Source organism: Solemya elarraichensis gill symbiont, from assembly GCF_002021095.1.
In the GTDB taxonomy this organism is placed as follows: Bacteria; Pseudomonadota; Gammaproteobacteria; order Chromatiales; family Chromatiaceae.
Map to the genome: position 1 here is coordinate 1 of NZ_MPRK01000018.1, position 15,420 is coordinate 15,420.

12 protein-coding genes are annotated in these 15,420 nt (G+C 53.3%); all 12 read left to right on the top strand.

Going from position 1 to position 15,420, the window contains the following annotated elements:
• On the top strand, nt 1-247 hold a 247-nt coding region (locus BOW51_RS01945; protein WP_174564722.1), incomplete at its 5' end, for a glucokinase.
• Between the two features lies 1 nt (nt 248).
• On the top strand, nt 249-1,574 hold the full coding sequence (gene glgC, locus BOW51_RS01950) for a glucose-1-phosphate adenylyltransferase (protein ID WP_078476183.1): 1,326 nt from the start codon (nt 249-251) through the stop codon (nt 1,572-1,574).
• Nucleotides 1,562-3,286 (top strand): glycoside hydrolase family 57 protein, encoded by a 1,725-nt coding sequence (locus BOW51_RS01955; RefSeq protein WP_078476184.1) that lies wholly within the window; start codon nt 1,562-1,564, stop codon nt 3,284-3,286. The genes glgC and BOW51_RS01955 overlap by 13 nt, the downstream gene beginning before the upstream one ends.
• A gap of 3 nt (nt 3,287-3,289) precedes the next feature.
• Entirely contained in the window at nt 3,290-4,645 is a 1,356-nt protein-coding gene (gene malQ, locus BOW51_RS01960; RefSeq protein WP_078476185.1) for a 4-alpha-glucanotransferase, read from the top strand.
• A 2-nt stretch (nt 4,646-4,647) separates the two neighbouring features.
• Entirely contained in the window at nt 4,648-6,807 is a 2,160-nt protein-coding gene (gene glgB / locus BOW51_RS01965; RefSeq protein WP_078476186.1) for a 1,4-alpha-glucan branching protein GlgB, read from the top strand.
• On the top strand, nt 6,808-8,274 hold the full coding sequence (gene glgA, locus BOW51_RS01970) for a glycogen synthase GlgA (protein ID WP_078476187.1): 1,467 nt from the start codon (nt 6,808-6,810) through the stop codon (nt 8,272-8,274).
• A 103-nt stretch (nt 8,275-8,377) separates the two neighbouring features.
• Entirely contained in the window at nt 8,378-10,894 is a 2,517-nt protein-coding gene (locus BOW51_RS01975; RefSeq protein ID WP_245828354.1) for a glycogen/starch/alpha-glucan phosphorylase, read from the top strand.
• A 159-nt stretch (nt 10,895-11,053) separates the two neighbouring features.
• Complete coding sequence (gene glyA / locus BOW51_RS01980; protein ID WP_078476188.1) at nt 11,054-12,307, top strand: serine hydroxymethyltransferase; 1,254 nt, start codon at nt 11,054-11,056, stop codon at nt 12,305-12,307.
• Nucleotides 12,307-12,813, top strand: a complete 507-nt coding sequence (gene nrdR, locus BOW51_RS01985; RefSeq protein ID WP_078476189.1) for a transcriptional regulator NrdR — start codon at nt 12,307-12,309, stop codon at nt 12,811-12,813. The genes glyA and nrdR overlap by 1 nt, the downstream gene beginning before the upstream one ends.
• Nucleotides 12,810-13,937: a bifunctional diaminohydroxyphosphoribosylaminopyrimidine deaminase/5-amino-6-(5-phosphoribosylamino)uracil reductase RibD gene (gene ribD, locus BOW51_RS01990; protein WP_245828356.1), complete on the top strand. Its 1,128-nt coding sequence runs from the start codon at nt 12,810-12,812 to the stop codon at nt 13,935-13,937. The genes nrdR and ribD overlap by 4 nt, the downstream gene beginning before the upstream one ends.
• Nucleotides 13,937-14,599, top strand: coding sequence for a riboflavin synthase (locus BOW51_RS01995; protein ID WP_078476190.1), 663 nt, complete (start codon nt 13,937-13,939; stop codon nt 14,597-14,599). The genes ribD and BOW51_RS01995 overlap by 1 nt, the downstream gene beginning before the upstream one ends.
• Before the next feature lie 38 nt (nt 14,600-14,637).
• The coding region (locus BOW51_RS02000; protein WP_503167659.1) for a tRNA nucleotidyltransferase/poly(A) polymerase-related protein at nt 14,638-15,420 on the top strand (783 nt) is incomplete at its 3' end.

Consider the following 15,420-nt stretch of genomic DNA (forward strand, 5'->3'; position numbering starts at 1 on the left):
TGCCAACTGGGCAGGAAACCTTGCGCTTTTCTATCGTCCGGCTGGCGGCATCTATCTGACCGGCGGTGTAACCAACAGGCTGCTGCCGATGCTTGATAGAGATGAGTTTATTTCCGCCTATTGTGACAAGGGCGGCATGCGATCACTGGTTGAGACAACAGCGGTGTTCGTGGTGACAGATGAGCAGATCGGTCTACTTGGAGCGATCGCACAAATAAGACACGGGATTGAGGGTTTGGAGATTTAATATGACTATTGGTGCCGACGCGCAAAAAGAGGTTCTCAAGTATTATATAGAACCAAAAATGGTGACTGAACTGACCAGGGAAACCCTGGTTCTGATTCTTGCCGGTGGTGAGGGTTCTCGGCTCAGGCATTTGACAAAGTGGCGTGCCAAGCCGGCTGTCCCTTTCGGTGGGAAGTACCGCATTATCGATTTTCCACTGTCGAACTGTGTTAACTCGGGCCTGCGTCGTATCGGCGTTCTGACCCAGTACAAGTCACACTCACTGATTCGTCACCTGCAGCGTGCATGGTCTTTCATGCGTCCCGAGATTGGCGAGTTTGTCGAGATACTTCCAGCCCAGCAGCGTACCGACAAGAAAGAGTGGTACCAGGGTACTGCAGATGCGCTCTACCAGAACCTGGATATCATGCAGCGTCATGAACCCAAGTATGTGATTGTGCTCGGTGGTGATCATATCTACACGATGGATTACTCCGAAATGCTGCTACACCATGTACAGTCGGGCGCCGATTTTACCGTTGGCTGTATCGAGGTTCCGCTTGACGAGGCAAGAGGCTTCGGCGTTATGTCAGTCGACGAGAAATTGAATATCACCAAGTTTACAGAGAAGCCGACAGAGCCGGATCCGATGCCGGGTAAGCCTGACAAGGCGTTGGCGTCGATGGGTCTCTATGTCTTCTCAACGCGTTTTCTCTACAAGACACTGATCGAGGATGCGAGTATGGCGGGGTCGTCTCACGATTTTGGCAAGGACATCATTCCCTCAAAGATCGACAGTTCCAATGCGATTGCCTTTCCTTTTGCAGACGACGACGGCAAACCCTCCTATTGGCGTGATGTGGGAACGATTGAATCCTACTGGAATGCCAACATGGAGTTGTGTGACATCGACCCGGAACTCAATCTCTACAATCGCAATTGGCCGATCTGGACTTACCAGACGCAGCATCCGCCGGCCAAGTTTATTTTCGATGACGAAGGCCGCCGTGGCGAGGCAATTGACTCGCTGATCTCTGCCGGTTGTATTCTCTCCGGAGCAAGGGTCAAACGCTCGGTGATTTTCTTTCTCACACGCATAGAAAACTACAGTCATGTTAAAGACAGCGTGATTTTGCCCAAGGTGCATATCGGCAAAAACTGCCGTATTACCAAAACAGTTATCGATAAGGGCTGCGCCATACCAGATAACATGGTCATTGGTGAAGATCTCGAAGAAGACAAGAAGCGCTTTCACGTCACTGCAGAAGGCATTGTCCTGGTTACGCCAAAGATGCTTGGGCAGCATATCTATACGCTCGAGGGAGAAGAGAGTAAATGGGAGCTGTAAAACTCAACCTGGTGCTTTGTTGGCACATGCATCAACCTCACTACCGTGAGGGTGTCGACGGCGAATACAGACTACCGTGGGTGTATCTGCATGGTATCAAGGACTATACGGATATGGCCGCTCACCTGGAGAACAATCCGGGTATGCGTTCGGTGGTCAACTTTGCGCCCGTGCTGCTTGAGCAGATCGACGACTATGCGCACCAGCTCAATGACTATTTTAAGCATGGTAAAGCAACATCAGATCCTTTTCTTAATCAGCTGATCGGAGCTGCTGCAATCCCGCTGGATGCTAATGGCAGGAGTGAACTGGTCGGTCACTGCCTGCGCTGTAATGCGCCGCGCATGATTGAACCCTACGCAGTTTTCGACGGACTGGTTCGCTGGTTTGATCACTTTGAGGAATTCGATGTTGCCGAGGATGCCAGGGCTGTCGAGATCCTGAATTATCTCAATGAGCAATACTTTATTGACCTGCTTTGCTGGTATCACATCAGCTGGCTTGGCGAGTCAGTCAGAAGTGATGAACGTGTCATCAACCTGATGGAGAAGGAGAGGGGCTTTACTGATGATGATCGCCGTCAACTGGCAGAGGTTATCCACGATAGCCTCAACGGCCTGATTGACCGCTATCGTGCACTCGCCGATTCTGGCCAGATTGAGTTGTCGATGACGCCTTACGGGCATCCCATCGTTCCCCTGCTGCATGATTTTGAGAATATGCGCTGCGCCTTGCCGGATGCGCCAGTACCCCAGGCAGAGGGCTATCCGGGTGGTTCTGAACGCAGCCGTTGGCATATGGACAAGGGGGTTGAACTGTTTGAGCATTACTTTGGCCGCCATCCGCAAGGTGTCTGGCTGTCGGAGGGTGGAGTCAGCAGTGATGCCCTCAAGCTGTTGGATGAGTACCAGATGCGCTGGACCGCCACGGGCGAAGGCGTATGGCGCAATAGCTGTCATCTTTCGCAACACGATGCCGAGGATATCAACACCAAGAAGGGGCTTTTCTCTCCACACTCACACAACAGTGACCAGGTACGTATTTTCTTTCGGGATGATGGCCTGTCTGATCTGATCGGATTTGAGTACAGCAAGTGGGATACGCAAGACGCCGTTGCCGACTTTATGCAGCACCTCAACAACATTGCTGACAGCATTGGTGATGAGGCAGATCAGCGCGTGGTATCGGTGATTCTTGATGGTGAGAATGCGTGGGAGTACTACTATGCAAATGGCGCACTGTTTCTCGATGGTCTCTACAAGGCATGTGCCAGCAGTGATCGTATCGCGCTACGCACATTCAGTGAGGTTGCCGACCTGGAAGCACGTACCCTGACTGATCTCTGTCCGGGCAGCTGGGTGTATGGCTCCTTCTCGACCTGGATTGGTGAGCAGGACAAGAACCTGGCCTGGGACTACCTGGTGGCAGCAAAACTGGCATACGACGAGGTATTTGCGTCCGGTAAATTGACAGATGAGCAGAAGAAACAGGCCACGCAGCAGCTTGCCATCTGCGAGGCTTCAGACTGGTTCTGGTGGTTCGGTGATTACAATCCGTCGGATAGTGTGCGTGATTTTGAGCAGCTCTTCCGACTTCAACTGAGCCGACTCTACAGCCTGTTGCAACTGACAATCCCTGCTGTGCTTGAGCAGCCGATTTCGAGCGGTGGCAGTCATGGCGAGCACTCGGGCACCATGCGCAGAACAGCTTAAACGATGAAATCACTGACACAGAGACGCGCCGGTGTTCTACTGCACCCGACATCATTCCCTTCCGGGGAGCTTGATGATGCGCTGCGTTGGCTGGACTGGATGGTGGATGCCGGTTTTCGCATCTGGCAGTTTCTGCCGCTTGGCGTTCCGCACGATGATTTCTCCCCTTACCAGTGTCTGTCGGCATTTGCCATGCACCCTGGGCTGCTGCCGCAAGATGCGGGGCAGAGAACGGTTAACCGGGAACAGCTGCAGTTGTGGCGACATGAGCAGGCACACTGGATTGAAGATTATGCGCTCTTCATGGCATTGCGCTGGGAGCACAATACAGACCCGTGGTTCAGTTGGCCAAACGAGTTCAGGAGTCGGGACCAGGAAGCACTTGATGCGTTTGCTGAGAAAAACCGCGAGAGTATGGATGCTATCATTGAGCAGCAATTTGTTGCGCATCGTTACTGGCTGGAGATTCGCGAGGCTGCTGCAGAAAGAGATATCCTGCTGTTCGGCGATATGCCGATTTTCGTGGCGCATGACAGTGCTGATGTCTGGTCCAACCAACATCAATTCATGCTCGACGATGATGGGCAACCGACCTTTGTTGCCGGTGTACCACCTGACTATTTCTCAGCAGATGGCCAGCGCTGGGGTAATCCCCAGTTCAACTGGGAAGCGATGCAGGGGGATGGTTTCAGATTCTGGATAGAGAGACTGCATCACCATTTTGAACTCTTTGACCTTGTCAGGCTGGATCATTTCCGCGGTCTCGAGGCTGTCTGGACGATCCCGGCAGAGAATGAAACCGCGATTGACGGTTACTGGCAAAAGACACCAGGTGACGAGCTGTTGGCCAAACTACAGCAGGAGATGGGCTGTATTCCGCTGATTGCAGAGGATCTTGGCATTATTACCGAGGAAGTGACGGCGCTTCGCAAGAAATACGGACTGCCCGGTATGGCTGTTCTTCAGTTCGGTTTTGATGCTTTTGATGACAACCCGCACAAACTGCATAACATCCATCGTGATACTGCTGTCTACACGGGGACACACGACAATGACACCATCCGGGGCTGGTATGACTCCCTGGATGAGCAGACGCGTGGCCATGTTCTCCAGGCGATTGGTGCTGATATCGCAGAACAGGTCATTGACTGCATGATTGATGCGGCTCTCGAATGCAATGGCAACCTGGCGATTGTGCCGCTGCAGGACCTGCTCGGACTTGGCAATGAAGCACGTATGAACCTGCCGGGTACCGTCGAGGGGAACTGGCAATGGCGCTTTACGTGGGAACAGCTCGCGAATATTGATTGCGGAGACCTGAAAGAACGCGTTCAGAAGGCAGGTCGACTTGGAGAATAAAGATGCATGAGGCCCTGAAACGACTGCAAAGCGGCTCACACCATGACCCCTTCGAACTGCTCGGCTACCACGAGACAGAATCCGGCGGCGCTCTTATCCGCGCACTGCTGCCGCATGCCGAACAGGTCGAACTCGACGGTATCGGCGAAATGGAACGTGTTGAGGGCAGCGACCTGTTCGAACTCCATTCCGATACCCGTTTTGCTCCCGGTCACTACACGCTGAAGTGGCAGGATAAAGCGGCCGGAAGTTGGCACAAGACAGTTTCTCCCTATAGCTTCGAGCCACAGATCGGTGAACTCGACATGCACTGGTTCGGTGAAGGCAATCACCACCATGTGTGGCATTTCCTCGGTTCACGCATCACCACGGTTGATGCCGTTGAAGGTGTACAGTTTGCCGTGTGGGCGCCGGGTGTGACGCGCGTCAGCGTGGTGGGTGACTTCAACGCATGGGATGGCAGGCGCCACCCGATGCGCTGCCGTGGTGGCTCTGGCATATGGGAGCTGTTCATCCCCGGACTGGCTGCCGGTGATGCCTACAAGTATGAAATTCTCAGCCAGCGCAATGATGTGATCGTCAAGGCAGACCCTTACGGACGACACATGTCGAATCGTCCTGAAACCACCTCGCTGGTGCCTGCCGAAGTGAGTCACGAATGGCAGGATCAGGAATGGATGTCCAAGCGCAAGCTGTTCGACTGGCAGCAGGCGCCAATGGCCATTTACGAGATGCATCCCGGTTCCTGGCAACGGGGTGAGGATGGCACTTTTCTTAACTGGCGTGAACTCGCCGCGCGCCTTGTTCCCTATGTTGTGGAGCTGGGCTATACCCACATCGAACTGCTGCCTGTTTCCGAGCATCCGCTAGACGCCTCCTGGGGTTACCAGGTCAGTGGCTACTATGCACCGAGTGCACGCTTCGGTACACCGGACGATTTCAGATTCTTTATCGATGCAGCCCACCAGGCAGGTATCGGTATCCTGCTCGACTGGGTGCCGGCACACTTCCCAAAAGATGATTTCGCACTGGCGCGTTTTACCGGTGAGCCTGTATATGAACATGCCGATCCCCGCCGCGGTGAGCATCGGGATTGGGGTACGCTGATTTTCGATTACGGCCGTAACGAGGTGAGAAACTTTCTCATTGCCAACGCGGTTTACTGGATAGAGGAGTTTCACCTCGATGGCCTACGCGTCGATGCGGTCGCATCCATGCTCTACCATGACTATTCGCGTGAAGAGGGAGATTGGCTGCCGAATGTCCACGGCGGACGCGAAAACCTTGAGGCGATCCATTTTCTGCAGGAACTCAACCGTGTTGTCCACAGCCGTTTTCCCGGCGCTGTCACAATCGCTGAGGAATCAACCTCCTGGCCAATGGTGTCGCGCCCGGTAGAACTTGGCGGACTCGGTTTCTCGATGAAATGGAATATGGGCTGGATGAATGACAGCCTCAGTTACATCGAGCAGGATCCGGTCTATCGGAAATTTCATCACAACCTGCTGACATTCAGCCAGCTGTACGCATTTACCGAGAATTTTGTCCTACCGCTTTCCCACGACGAGGTCGTGCATGGCAAAAAAAGCATGATCGACAAGATGCCTGGAGATTACTGGCAGAAAATGGCCAACCTGCGCCTCTTTTATTCCTGGCAGTATGGCCACCCGGGTAAGAAGCTGCTCTTCATGGGTAGTGAATTCGGTCAGTGGCACGAGTGGAGTGAAGAGGGCGAGATTGACTGGGGTTTGAACGAGATCGAGGCGCATGCCGGAATCAGGAGAATGGTTGGAGATCTCAACAGGCTCTATCGCGGTGAGCCGGCAATGCATCAGCGTGATTTTACCGAGGATGGCTTCCGCTGGATCGATTGTCACGACTCGGAACAGTCAGTATTAAGTTTTATTCGTTATGCACATAATGCTGCACCGATCATTTGCGTGTTCAACTTCACCCCGGTTCCGCGCTATGATTATCGCTTGGGGGTTCCACATGCAGAGAGTTATCACGAAGTGCTGAACAGTGATTCAAATCACTATGGTGGAACCAATACAGGTAATGGTGGTGATATCCAGGTTCAGGAGATTACCTGGATGGGTTTTGAGCAATCCATCTCGGTGACACTGCCGCCATTGGGCGCACTCTTTTTGCGGGGGGCATGAATGCGAATTCTTTTCGTTGCCAGCGAATCCTACCCGCTGGTCAAGACAGGTGGTCTTGGTGATGTAGTCTACAGCTTGCCGCATGCGTTGCAGGCACAAGGCGCAGATGTGCGTATGCTGTTGCCGGGTTACCGTGAATTGCTGCAGCAACTCGATGAGGTACGTATCCTCGGCTGGCTGCAAATACAGGGGGCGAGCCGCAGTCACGATGTGCGCGTGCTTGAAGCGACCCATCCCGATTTCAGCGTCAAACTGCTGATAGCCGATTGCCAGGAACTCTACGACCGTCCCGGCAATCCCTACCTCCACCCGGATGGCTACGACTGGCCTGACAACGCCGAACGCTACACTGTATTTTCACGTCTTGCAGCTATGTTGTCGATGGACCTGCTGGGTCTCGACTGGCGTGCCGAAGTGGTGCACTGTCACGACTGGCAGACGGGGCTGGTGCCCGCATTCCTGTCGTCGGAGCCCGATCGCCCCAGAACAGTTTTTACCATTCATAATCTCGCCTACGGCGGCCACTTTTCCCATGACGAATTCATGAAGCTGCACCTGCCCGGGTACTGGTGGTCGGGTGAAGGTGTTGAGTTTTACGGTGGATTCTCAATGCTGAAGGCGGGACTGGTCTATGCAGATTCGATCACCACTGTCAGTCCGACCTATGCAGAGGAGATCTGCACGGCACAATTCGGCTATGGCATGCAGGGTGTTTTGCAGGCAAACAGCCACAAGCTCACCGGGATTCTCAACGGCATAGATACACAGCTGTGGAATCCTTCGAGCGATACCTATATCAAGGCGCACTACAATGCTGCACGTCGTAATCCCGGCAAGCGAATCAACAAAAAAGCGCTGCTGAAAAGTTTTGATGTGGAGGCCGATGACGAATTATTAGCGAAGCCGCTGATTGGCATGGTGTGCAGGTTTGTCGAACAGAAGGGCATTGACCTGGTCGCTGAAGCGATACCGACACTTGTGAAGGAGACGCAGGCCACTTTCGTGATTATCGGGGCAGGCGACCATGTACACGAAGAGAGATTGCTGAAGTTACAGAAAAAGTATCCTGATCGTCTTCTCGTCTATATCGGCTACTCGGAAGATTTGGCGCACCTGCTCGAGGCCGGTGCAGATATGTTCCTGATGCCGTCTCGTTTCGAGCCTTGCGGTCTCAACCAGATGTACAGCCTGCACTATGGCACTCCACCGATTGTCAATCATACCGGGGGTCTTGCCGATACTGTTGTCGATACCACGCCAAAAACCCTCACTGCACAGACGGCGAACGGTTTTGTCATGCAGGAAGCTTCAGTGGTTGCCCTCATCGATGCGGTACAGCGCGCGATTGATGTTTACGCTAACAAGAGGTCGTGGGCGAAGCTGCTGCGAACCGGCATGCAGAGTGACCTGGGGTGGAAGAACAGTGCCTTGCGTTACCTCGAGCTCTACAAGCACCTGCTTGCCTGATACCTCTCTTGCGCTTGCTTTTGCCAACTTGGTGTAAAATAAAACTTACGCTTTTATTAATTAAAGATTCCGCTGCCAGCGTGTGCTGCGGAAGGGCTGGATAATGAAATATTCCAATAACAACGCAGAGATGCTTTGCAGTATGCGGCCAGAGCCGCTTTCCAATGAGCCGGAAAAACTTCAGAGGGATTACCTGCATTATTTGAATCGTCACTACGGGCGGTTTCTTGGCTGTGACTCATATTATATCTACTCGGCGATGGCACTCGTTCTGCGCGATCGCCTCACTACGAACTGGCACGACACCTGGATGGCATACAAGGATTCCAGTGTGAAGCGCGCATGCTACATGTCGCTCGAATACCTGATTGGACGCTCTCTCGGTAATCATATTCTCAATGCTAACCTCGGACCGGCAATGGAGAAGCTGTTGATGAACCGCGCGGTTTCACTCGAGGACATCGAGGAGAGAGAACCGGATGCCGGCCTTGGTAATGGTGGCCTTGGACGCTTGGCTGCCTGTTTCATTGACAGCTGCGCGACATTACAGCTTCCGGTTATTGCCTACGGGCTGCGCTACGAATATGGCATGTTTCGTCAGAAAATCGAGAATGGTCGGCAAATTGAAGAGCCTGATCACTGGCTGAGAGACGGCAATCCGTGGGAAATTGAGCGCCCCGAGTACACTGCCACGATCAAGTTTGGCGGGCATACCGAAGAGTACTTTGATGCAGATAACATCAAGAAGGTGCACTGGGTAGAAACCCAGGATGTACTGGCGATTCCATACGATGTACCGGTCTCCGGGTATAAGAACAACACGGTAAATACACTGCGTCTGTGGAAATCGACAGCAACAGACGAGTTCAACCTCGAAGAGTTTAACGCCGGCAGCTATACCGAGGCGGTCTCGGAAAAGAATAACGCCGAGCACATCACCATGGTGCTCTACCCTAATGACGTTAGTGAAAACGGCAAGGTGCTGCGCCTGCGCCAGCAATATTTCCTCGCTTCAGCGACACTGCAGGATGTGATACGTATTTGGGAAAAGACCGGGGGTGAGGACTACAGCAAGTTTCCCGATCAGAATGTCTTTCAGATGAATGACACGCACCCGACCATTGCGGTTGCAGAACTGATGCGTATTCTGATGGATGAAAAAGGACTGGAGTGGGATCAGGCGTGGGATGTCACCACGAAAACAATGGCTTATACCAACCATACCTTGCTGCCTGAAGCACTGGAAAAATGGCCTGTGCCTATGTTTGAGCAACTGTTGCCGCGCCTGCTTGAGATCATCTACCAGATCAATGCGAATTTCCTCGAAATGATTTCAATGAAGTGGCCCGGAGATACTGATCGCCAGCGCCGTATGTCAATTATCGAGGAAGGTGGTGTAAAGTACGTGCGCATGGCTTATCTTGCGATTGTCGGCAGTTTTTCAGTCAATGGTGTGGCAGCGCTTCATTCGCGTCTGTTAGCTGAAGGCCTGTTCCATGATTTTTATGAGCTGTGGCCTGAAAAATTCAACAATAAGACAAATGGTGTGACACCGCGTCGCTGGATTGCGTATGCAAATCCGGCCATGAGAGAACTGGTCAACGAGAAGATTGGAGACAACTGGATATCGGACCTTTCCGAGATCGAAAAACTCAAGGCATTTGCACCGGACAGACCGGAAAACAGGGGGTTTCACCAGGCCTGGCGCGACATGAAGCGTCAAAACAAGCAGCGCCTGGCGAATCTCGTTGAGGCAAATTGCAATGTGACATTCAATGTTGATTCGCTCTTTGATGTGCAAGTTAAGCGTATTCATGAATACAAACGCCAGTTGCTCAACGTGCTGCATGTCATTCATCTCTACAACCGTATTAAGGCAGGGGATACCGATGGCTGGGTGAATCGCTGTGTACTCATCGGCGGCAAGGCGGCCCCCGGCTACCAGCTGGCAAAACAGACCATCAAGCTTATTAACAATGTTGCGCACATGATCAATGATGATCCGCAGATCGGTGACAAGCTCAAGCTGGTCTATTATCCGAACTATGGCGTCACTGCAATGGAAGCCATTGCTCCCGGTACTGATCTCTCCGAGCAGGTATCAACTGCAGGTAAGGAGGCATCGGGCACCGGAAATATGAAGTTCATGATGAATGGTGCGATTACCCTTGGTACCTATGATGGCGCCAATATCGAGATTCTCGAGGCAGTTGGTGAGGAGAACTTCTTTCTCTTCGGTCTCAGGGCGGAAGAGGTGGAAGAGCAATGTTCCCATTACAACCCGCAGGACTGTATTGATGCAGACGAAGATCTCAAGGCGGTCATGAACCTGCTGGAGTGCGGTTATTTCAACCTGCAAGAGCCGGGCATATTCAACGACATTATCAACTCTCTCAAGAGTCCGCATGACCCGTGGATGACGCTCGCTGATTTCCGCAGCTATATCGATGCCCAGCATGAAGTAGAGCAGGCATGGAAGGACCAGGAAGAGTGGACAAGAATGAGTATTCTCAACACGGCGAGCAGCGGTTTCTTTTCCACCGACAGAACCATGCTGCAGTACAACGAGGATATCTGGAAGCTGAAGCAGATTCCGGTTGAGTCACCACTGGAGGTCTAGTCTCCACGCCTCATATCAATGCCATGATGATGGCCGGGATCGGAGTTAATCACTCCGAATCCGGGCACTCAGGCGAATAACCACGTCATTTGTGAAAAAACGCCTATTTATCCGGCACTTTTGATAAAATTCCCGCTTTGATGATCCCCGGAGTCCCCGATGTTTGATAAATCCATGAAGATCGAAGGTTTCGATGACGAATTATGGTCCGCGATCCAGGAAGAGGAGCGCCGCCAGGAAGAGCACATCGAACTGATTGCGTCTGAAAACTACACAAGTCCGCGCGTCATGCAGGCACAGGGCTCGGTATTGACCAACAAGTATGCCGAGGGCTACCCGGGTAAACGTTATTATGGCGGCTGTGAATATGTCGACAAGGCAGAGCAACTCGCCATCGACCGAGCCAAGGCGCTGTTCGGCGCTGATTATGCGAATGTCCAGCCACACTCGGGTTCCCAGGCTAACGCAGCAGTCTACATGGCGCTGTGCGAGCCGGGCGATACCATCCTCGGTATGGCACTCGCTCACGGCGGTCACCTGACACACGGTGCCAAGCCAAACTTCTCAGGCAAGATCTACAACGCGGTGCAGTACGGCCTCAACCCGGCGACTGGCGAGATCGATTACGATGAAGTCGATCGTTTCGCACGTGAGCACAAGCCGAAGATGATCGTTGCCGGCTTTTCAGCCTATTCACGCGTCGTCGACTGGCAGCGTTTTCGTGACATTGCCGATGAAATCGGTGCCTACCTGTTTGTCGACATGGCACACGTGGCCGGCCTGATCGCGGCAGGCGAGTACCCGAGCCCGGTCAATATTGCTGATGTCACCACGACGACCACGCACAAGACACTACGCGGTCCGCGCGGTGGACTGATTCTCGCGAAAGAGAATGAAGCGATTCAGAAGAAACTCAACTCACTGGTCTTTCCTGGTACCCAGGGTGGTCCGCTGATGCACGTGATTGCCGCCAAGGCTGTTGCTTTCAAGGAGGCGATGTCACCTGAATTCAAGACATACCAGCACCAGGTTGTGAAGAATGCACAGGCAATGGCTAATGTCTTCATGCAGCGCGGCTACGATGTTGTCTCAAAGGGAACAGATGACCATCTCTTCCTGGTCAGCTTTATCGAGGCAGGACTCACAGGTAAAGCGGTTGATGCATGGCTGGGTGCAGCGAATATCACGGTTAATATGAACGCTGTGCCAAACGATCCCCAGTCACCTTTTGTGACAAGCGGAATTCGTGTCGGCACGCCCGCATTGACGACACGCGGCTTCAACGAAGAAGAGGCTGTGGAACTGGCTGGCTGGATGTGTGATGTCATCGACTCGCGCGGAGATGAGCAGGCAATCGCAGGGGTCAAGGCAAAAGTGCTGGAGATCTGTGCGCGTCACCCTGTCTATCGTTAATGCGCTGTCCATTTTGCGGTGCTGAAGACACCAAGGTTATCGACTCCCGTCTGTCGGGAGAAGGTGAGCAGGTGCGCAGGCGCCGCAAATGCACAGTCTGCAGCGAGCGCTTCACCACTTACGAAAGTGTCGAGTTGAATCTGCCCAGGGTCGTCAAAACTGACGATTCGCGGGTTCAGTTTGATGGCCGCAAGTTGCGTGCAGGCATGTCCCGCGCGCTCGAGAAGCGCCCGGTCAGTACCGAGCAGGTCGAGGCCGCAATCAATCGCATCACCCGCAAGCTTGCCTCCAGTGGCGATGCAGAAGTGTCATCACGTTCGATCGGTGAGCTTGTCATGGATGAACTGCGCAAGCTTGACCAGGTCGCCTATGTCCGATTCGCCTCAGTGTATCGTTCTTTCGAGGATGTGCGTGCCTTTACCGAGGAGATCGAACTGCTCGAGCGTGATCCGACACCGGAAGAGCACCGTCAGCAGATGAAGCTGCTCGATGAGGATGAGAAGTGACAGGCAAGGGCGATAACGCCTGGATGAGCCGCGCTCTCAAGCTGGCGTGGCGCGGACTCTATACAACTGATCCCAATCCCCTCGTCGGCTGTGTCATCGTAAAAGATAATGTTCTGATTGCCGAAGGATGGCACCAAAAAGCGGGTCAACCACACGCAGAAAAAATTGCGCTGGCAGCGGCTGGCGAAGAAGCCAAGGGCGCGACCCTCTATGTCACCCTCGAGCCATGCTGTCACCATGGCAAGACACCTCCGTGTAGCGATGCAGTAGTCAAGGCGGGTGTTTCACGCGTTGTCATCGCCATGAAGGATCCCAATCCACTCGTTGCAGGTAAAGGTATCAAGCAACTGCAGGACGCCGGTATCGAGGTCGACTGTGGTTTACTAGAACAACAGGCAAGAGAACTCAACCCCGGCTGTATCAGCCGTATGGAACGTGGGCGTCCATGGGTGCGTTGCAAGCTTGCCATGAGTGTAGATGGCCGCACTGCAATGGCGAGTGGTGAAAGCAAGTGGATCACATCAGATGCATCGAGAAAGGATGTGCATCGCCTGCGTGCAAGAAGCTCTGCGGTGGTAACAGGTATCGGCACACTGCTTGCTGATGATCCGTCATTGAATGTACGTCGCAATGACGCAGAGTTACCGGGTGTCAGCATAGATGCTCCCCTGACTCTGCCGTTACGTGTGATTATGGATGCTGATTTGCGCACACCGCCTGATGCCAGGATGTTGGAGCTCGAGGGTGAGACACTGATTGTCACTGCATCCACAGATAGCGAACGCAGCCGAGCGCTTGAGGATGCCGGAGCCGAGCTGTTGCTTATTGATCGTGAATCAGGCCATCTCGACTGGCATCACCTACTACGTGAACTTAATGACCGGCAGATCAATGATGTTCTTATCGAGGCGGGAGCAACCATTGCCGGATCGGCAGTACGTGCAGGAATCATTGATGAGCTGGTGCTCTACATGGCACCACACCTGATGGGGGATGCCGCACGCGGACTGGTACATTTGCCGGGACTCGATACAATGGAGCAACGCATCGAGCTGCAGCTGACTGACTTGCGCCAGCTTGGCAATGACATTCGCATGAGCTACAGAATAAAAGAGGCAGACTAGTGTTTACAGGTATTATCCAGGCAGTCGGTACCATAGCCACCATGGAGAACCATGGCGGGGACATGCGTCTGCGTATCGCAACGGGCAAACTCTCTCTCGATGACGTCGCGCTGGGTGACAGTATCGCAGTCAATGGTGTGTGCCTGACAGCTGTCGAATTGCCCGGAGACGGTTTTGTTGCCGATGTCTCTAGTGAGACCATGGAACTCACCTCGCTTGCCAGTCTGAAGCCGGGAAGCAGCGTGAATCTTGAGAAGGCGCTGACACTTGCGACCCGTCTCGGCGGTCATCTTGTCAGTGGTCATGTCGATGGTCTCGGTGAGGTAGTGAATCGCTCGGATGATGCGCGTTCTGTACACTTCGTGATACGGGCGCCCGATGAACTGGCGAGATACATCGCGCACAAAGGCTCGATTACAATTGATGGCACCAGCCTGACAGTTAACCAGGTGAATGGCGCGGAGTTCGATCTGAATATTGTTCCGCACACGATCCAGGAGACAATTATCGGCGGCTACCAGGCTGGCACGAAAATAAATCTTGAGGTAGACATCATCGCACGCTACCTTGAGCGCCTGGTACTTGGGGATGATGCAGCAAAGCCAGGTGTGAAGGGTGATATTAACGAGGAGCTGCTGCGAAAAACAGGCTTCATTGCGTAACGCACAGACAGGACAAGAGTATCAGCGAGCCACTCATTATTCCGCGTTCGGATCATCCGGAAGAGGTCAATTCACTGTTTCGGAACTGCCGCCTTGTCGGACGCCGTTTCCGTCTTGCACACGTCCACTTCGGGCGTGAGATTATTGAGGTGGCGACATTCCGTGCCGCCCACGAAGGTGAACAGCTCGATGCACATAGCAGGCAGTCGGATGGCGGTATGCTGTTGCGTGACAACGTCTACGGCAGTCTTGAAGAGGATGCGCTGAGACGTGACCTGACAGTCAATGCGCTTTACTACAACATTGCTGATTTCTCGATTGTCGATTATGCCGACGGTGTCGCGGATCTCAACAAGGGCGTCTTGCGAATGCTGGGTGATCCCGAGACACGTTATCGTGAAGACCCGGTTCGTATGCTGCGCGCAGTGCGTTTTGGTGGAAAGCTGGGTTTTACCCTGACGCCTGAGACCGAGGAGCCAATCTGGGAACTCGGTGAGCTATTGCAGTCGGTACCTTCAGCACGCCTCTTTGATGAATCTCTCAAGCTCTTCATGGGCGGCAGCTGCGAGGAGACTTTCCACCTGCTGCGCCATTACTACCTGATTGATTATCTCTTCCCGATGACGGAAGAGGCGATCAACAGCATGGATGGTGAACCGTTCCTTCACATGATTTGTGATGCGCTTTATAACACTGATCAACGTATCGCGACCGGCAAGCCGGTGACCCCGGCATTCCTGTTTGCCGTGTTCCTGTGGGAACCTGTGCGACGTCTCTATGAAGACCGCCTGGAAGCAGGAGAGCCACCCTTGCAGGCGATG

Bases quoted from the DNA above. Each gene is read 5' to 3' on its own strand.
- BOW51_RS01975 (WP_245828354.1), top strand. From the start codon at position 8,378: ATGAAATATTCCAATAACAACGCAGAGATGCTTTGCAGTATGCGGCCA.
- glyA (WP_078476188.1), top strand. From the start codon at position 11,054: ATGTTTGATAAATCCATGAAGATCGAAGGTTTCGATGACGAATTATGG.
- malQ (WP_078476185.1), top strand. From the start codon at position 3,290: ATGAAATCACTGACACAGAGACGCGCCGGTGTTCTACTGCACCCGACA.
- glgC (WP_078476183.1), top strand. From the start codon at position 249: ATGACTATTGGTGCCGACGCGCAAAAAGAGGTTCTCAAGTATTATATA.
- glgB (WP_078476186.1), top strand. From the start codon at position 4,648: ATGCATGAGGCCCTGAAACGACTGCAAAGCGGCTCACACCATGACCCC.
- nrdR (WP_078476189.1), top strand. From the start codon at position 12,307: ATGCGCTGTCCATTTTGCGGTGCTGAAGACACCAAGGTTATCGACTCC.
- BOW51_RS01955 (WP_078476184.1), top strand. From the start codon at position 1,562: ATGGGAGCTGTAAAACTCAACCTGGTGCTTTGTTGGCACATGCATCAA.
- glgA (WP_078476187.1), top strand. From the start codon at position 6,808: ATGCGAATTCTTTTCGTTGCCAGCGAATCCTACCCGCTGGTCAAGACA.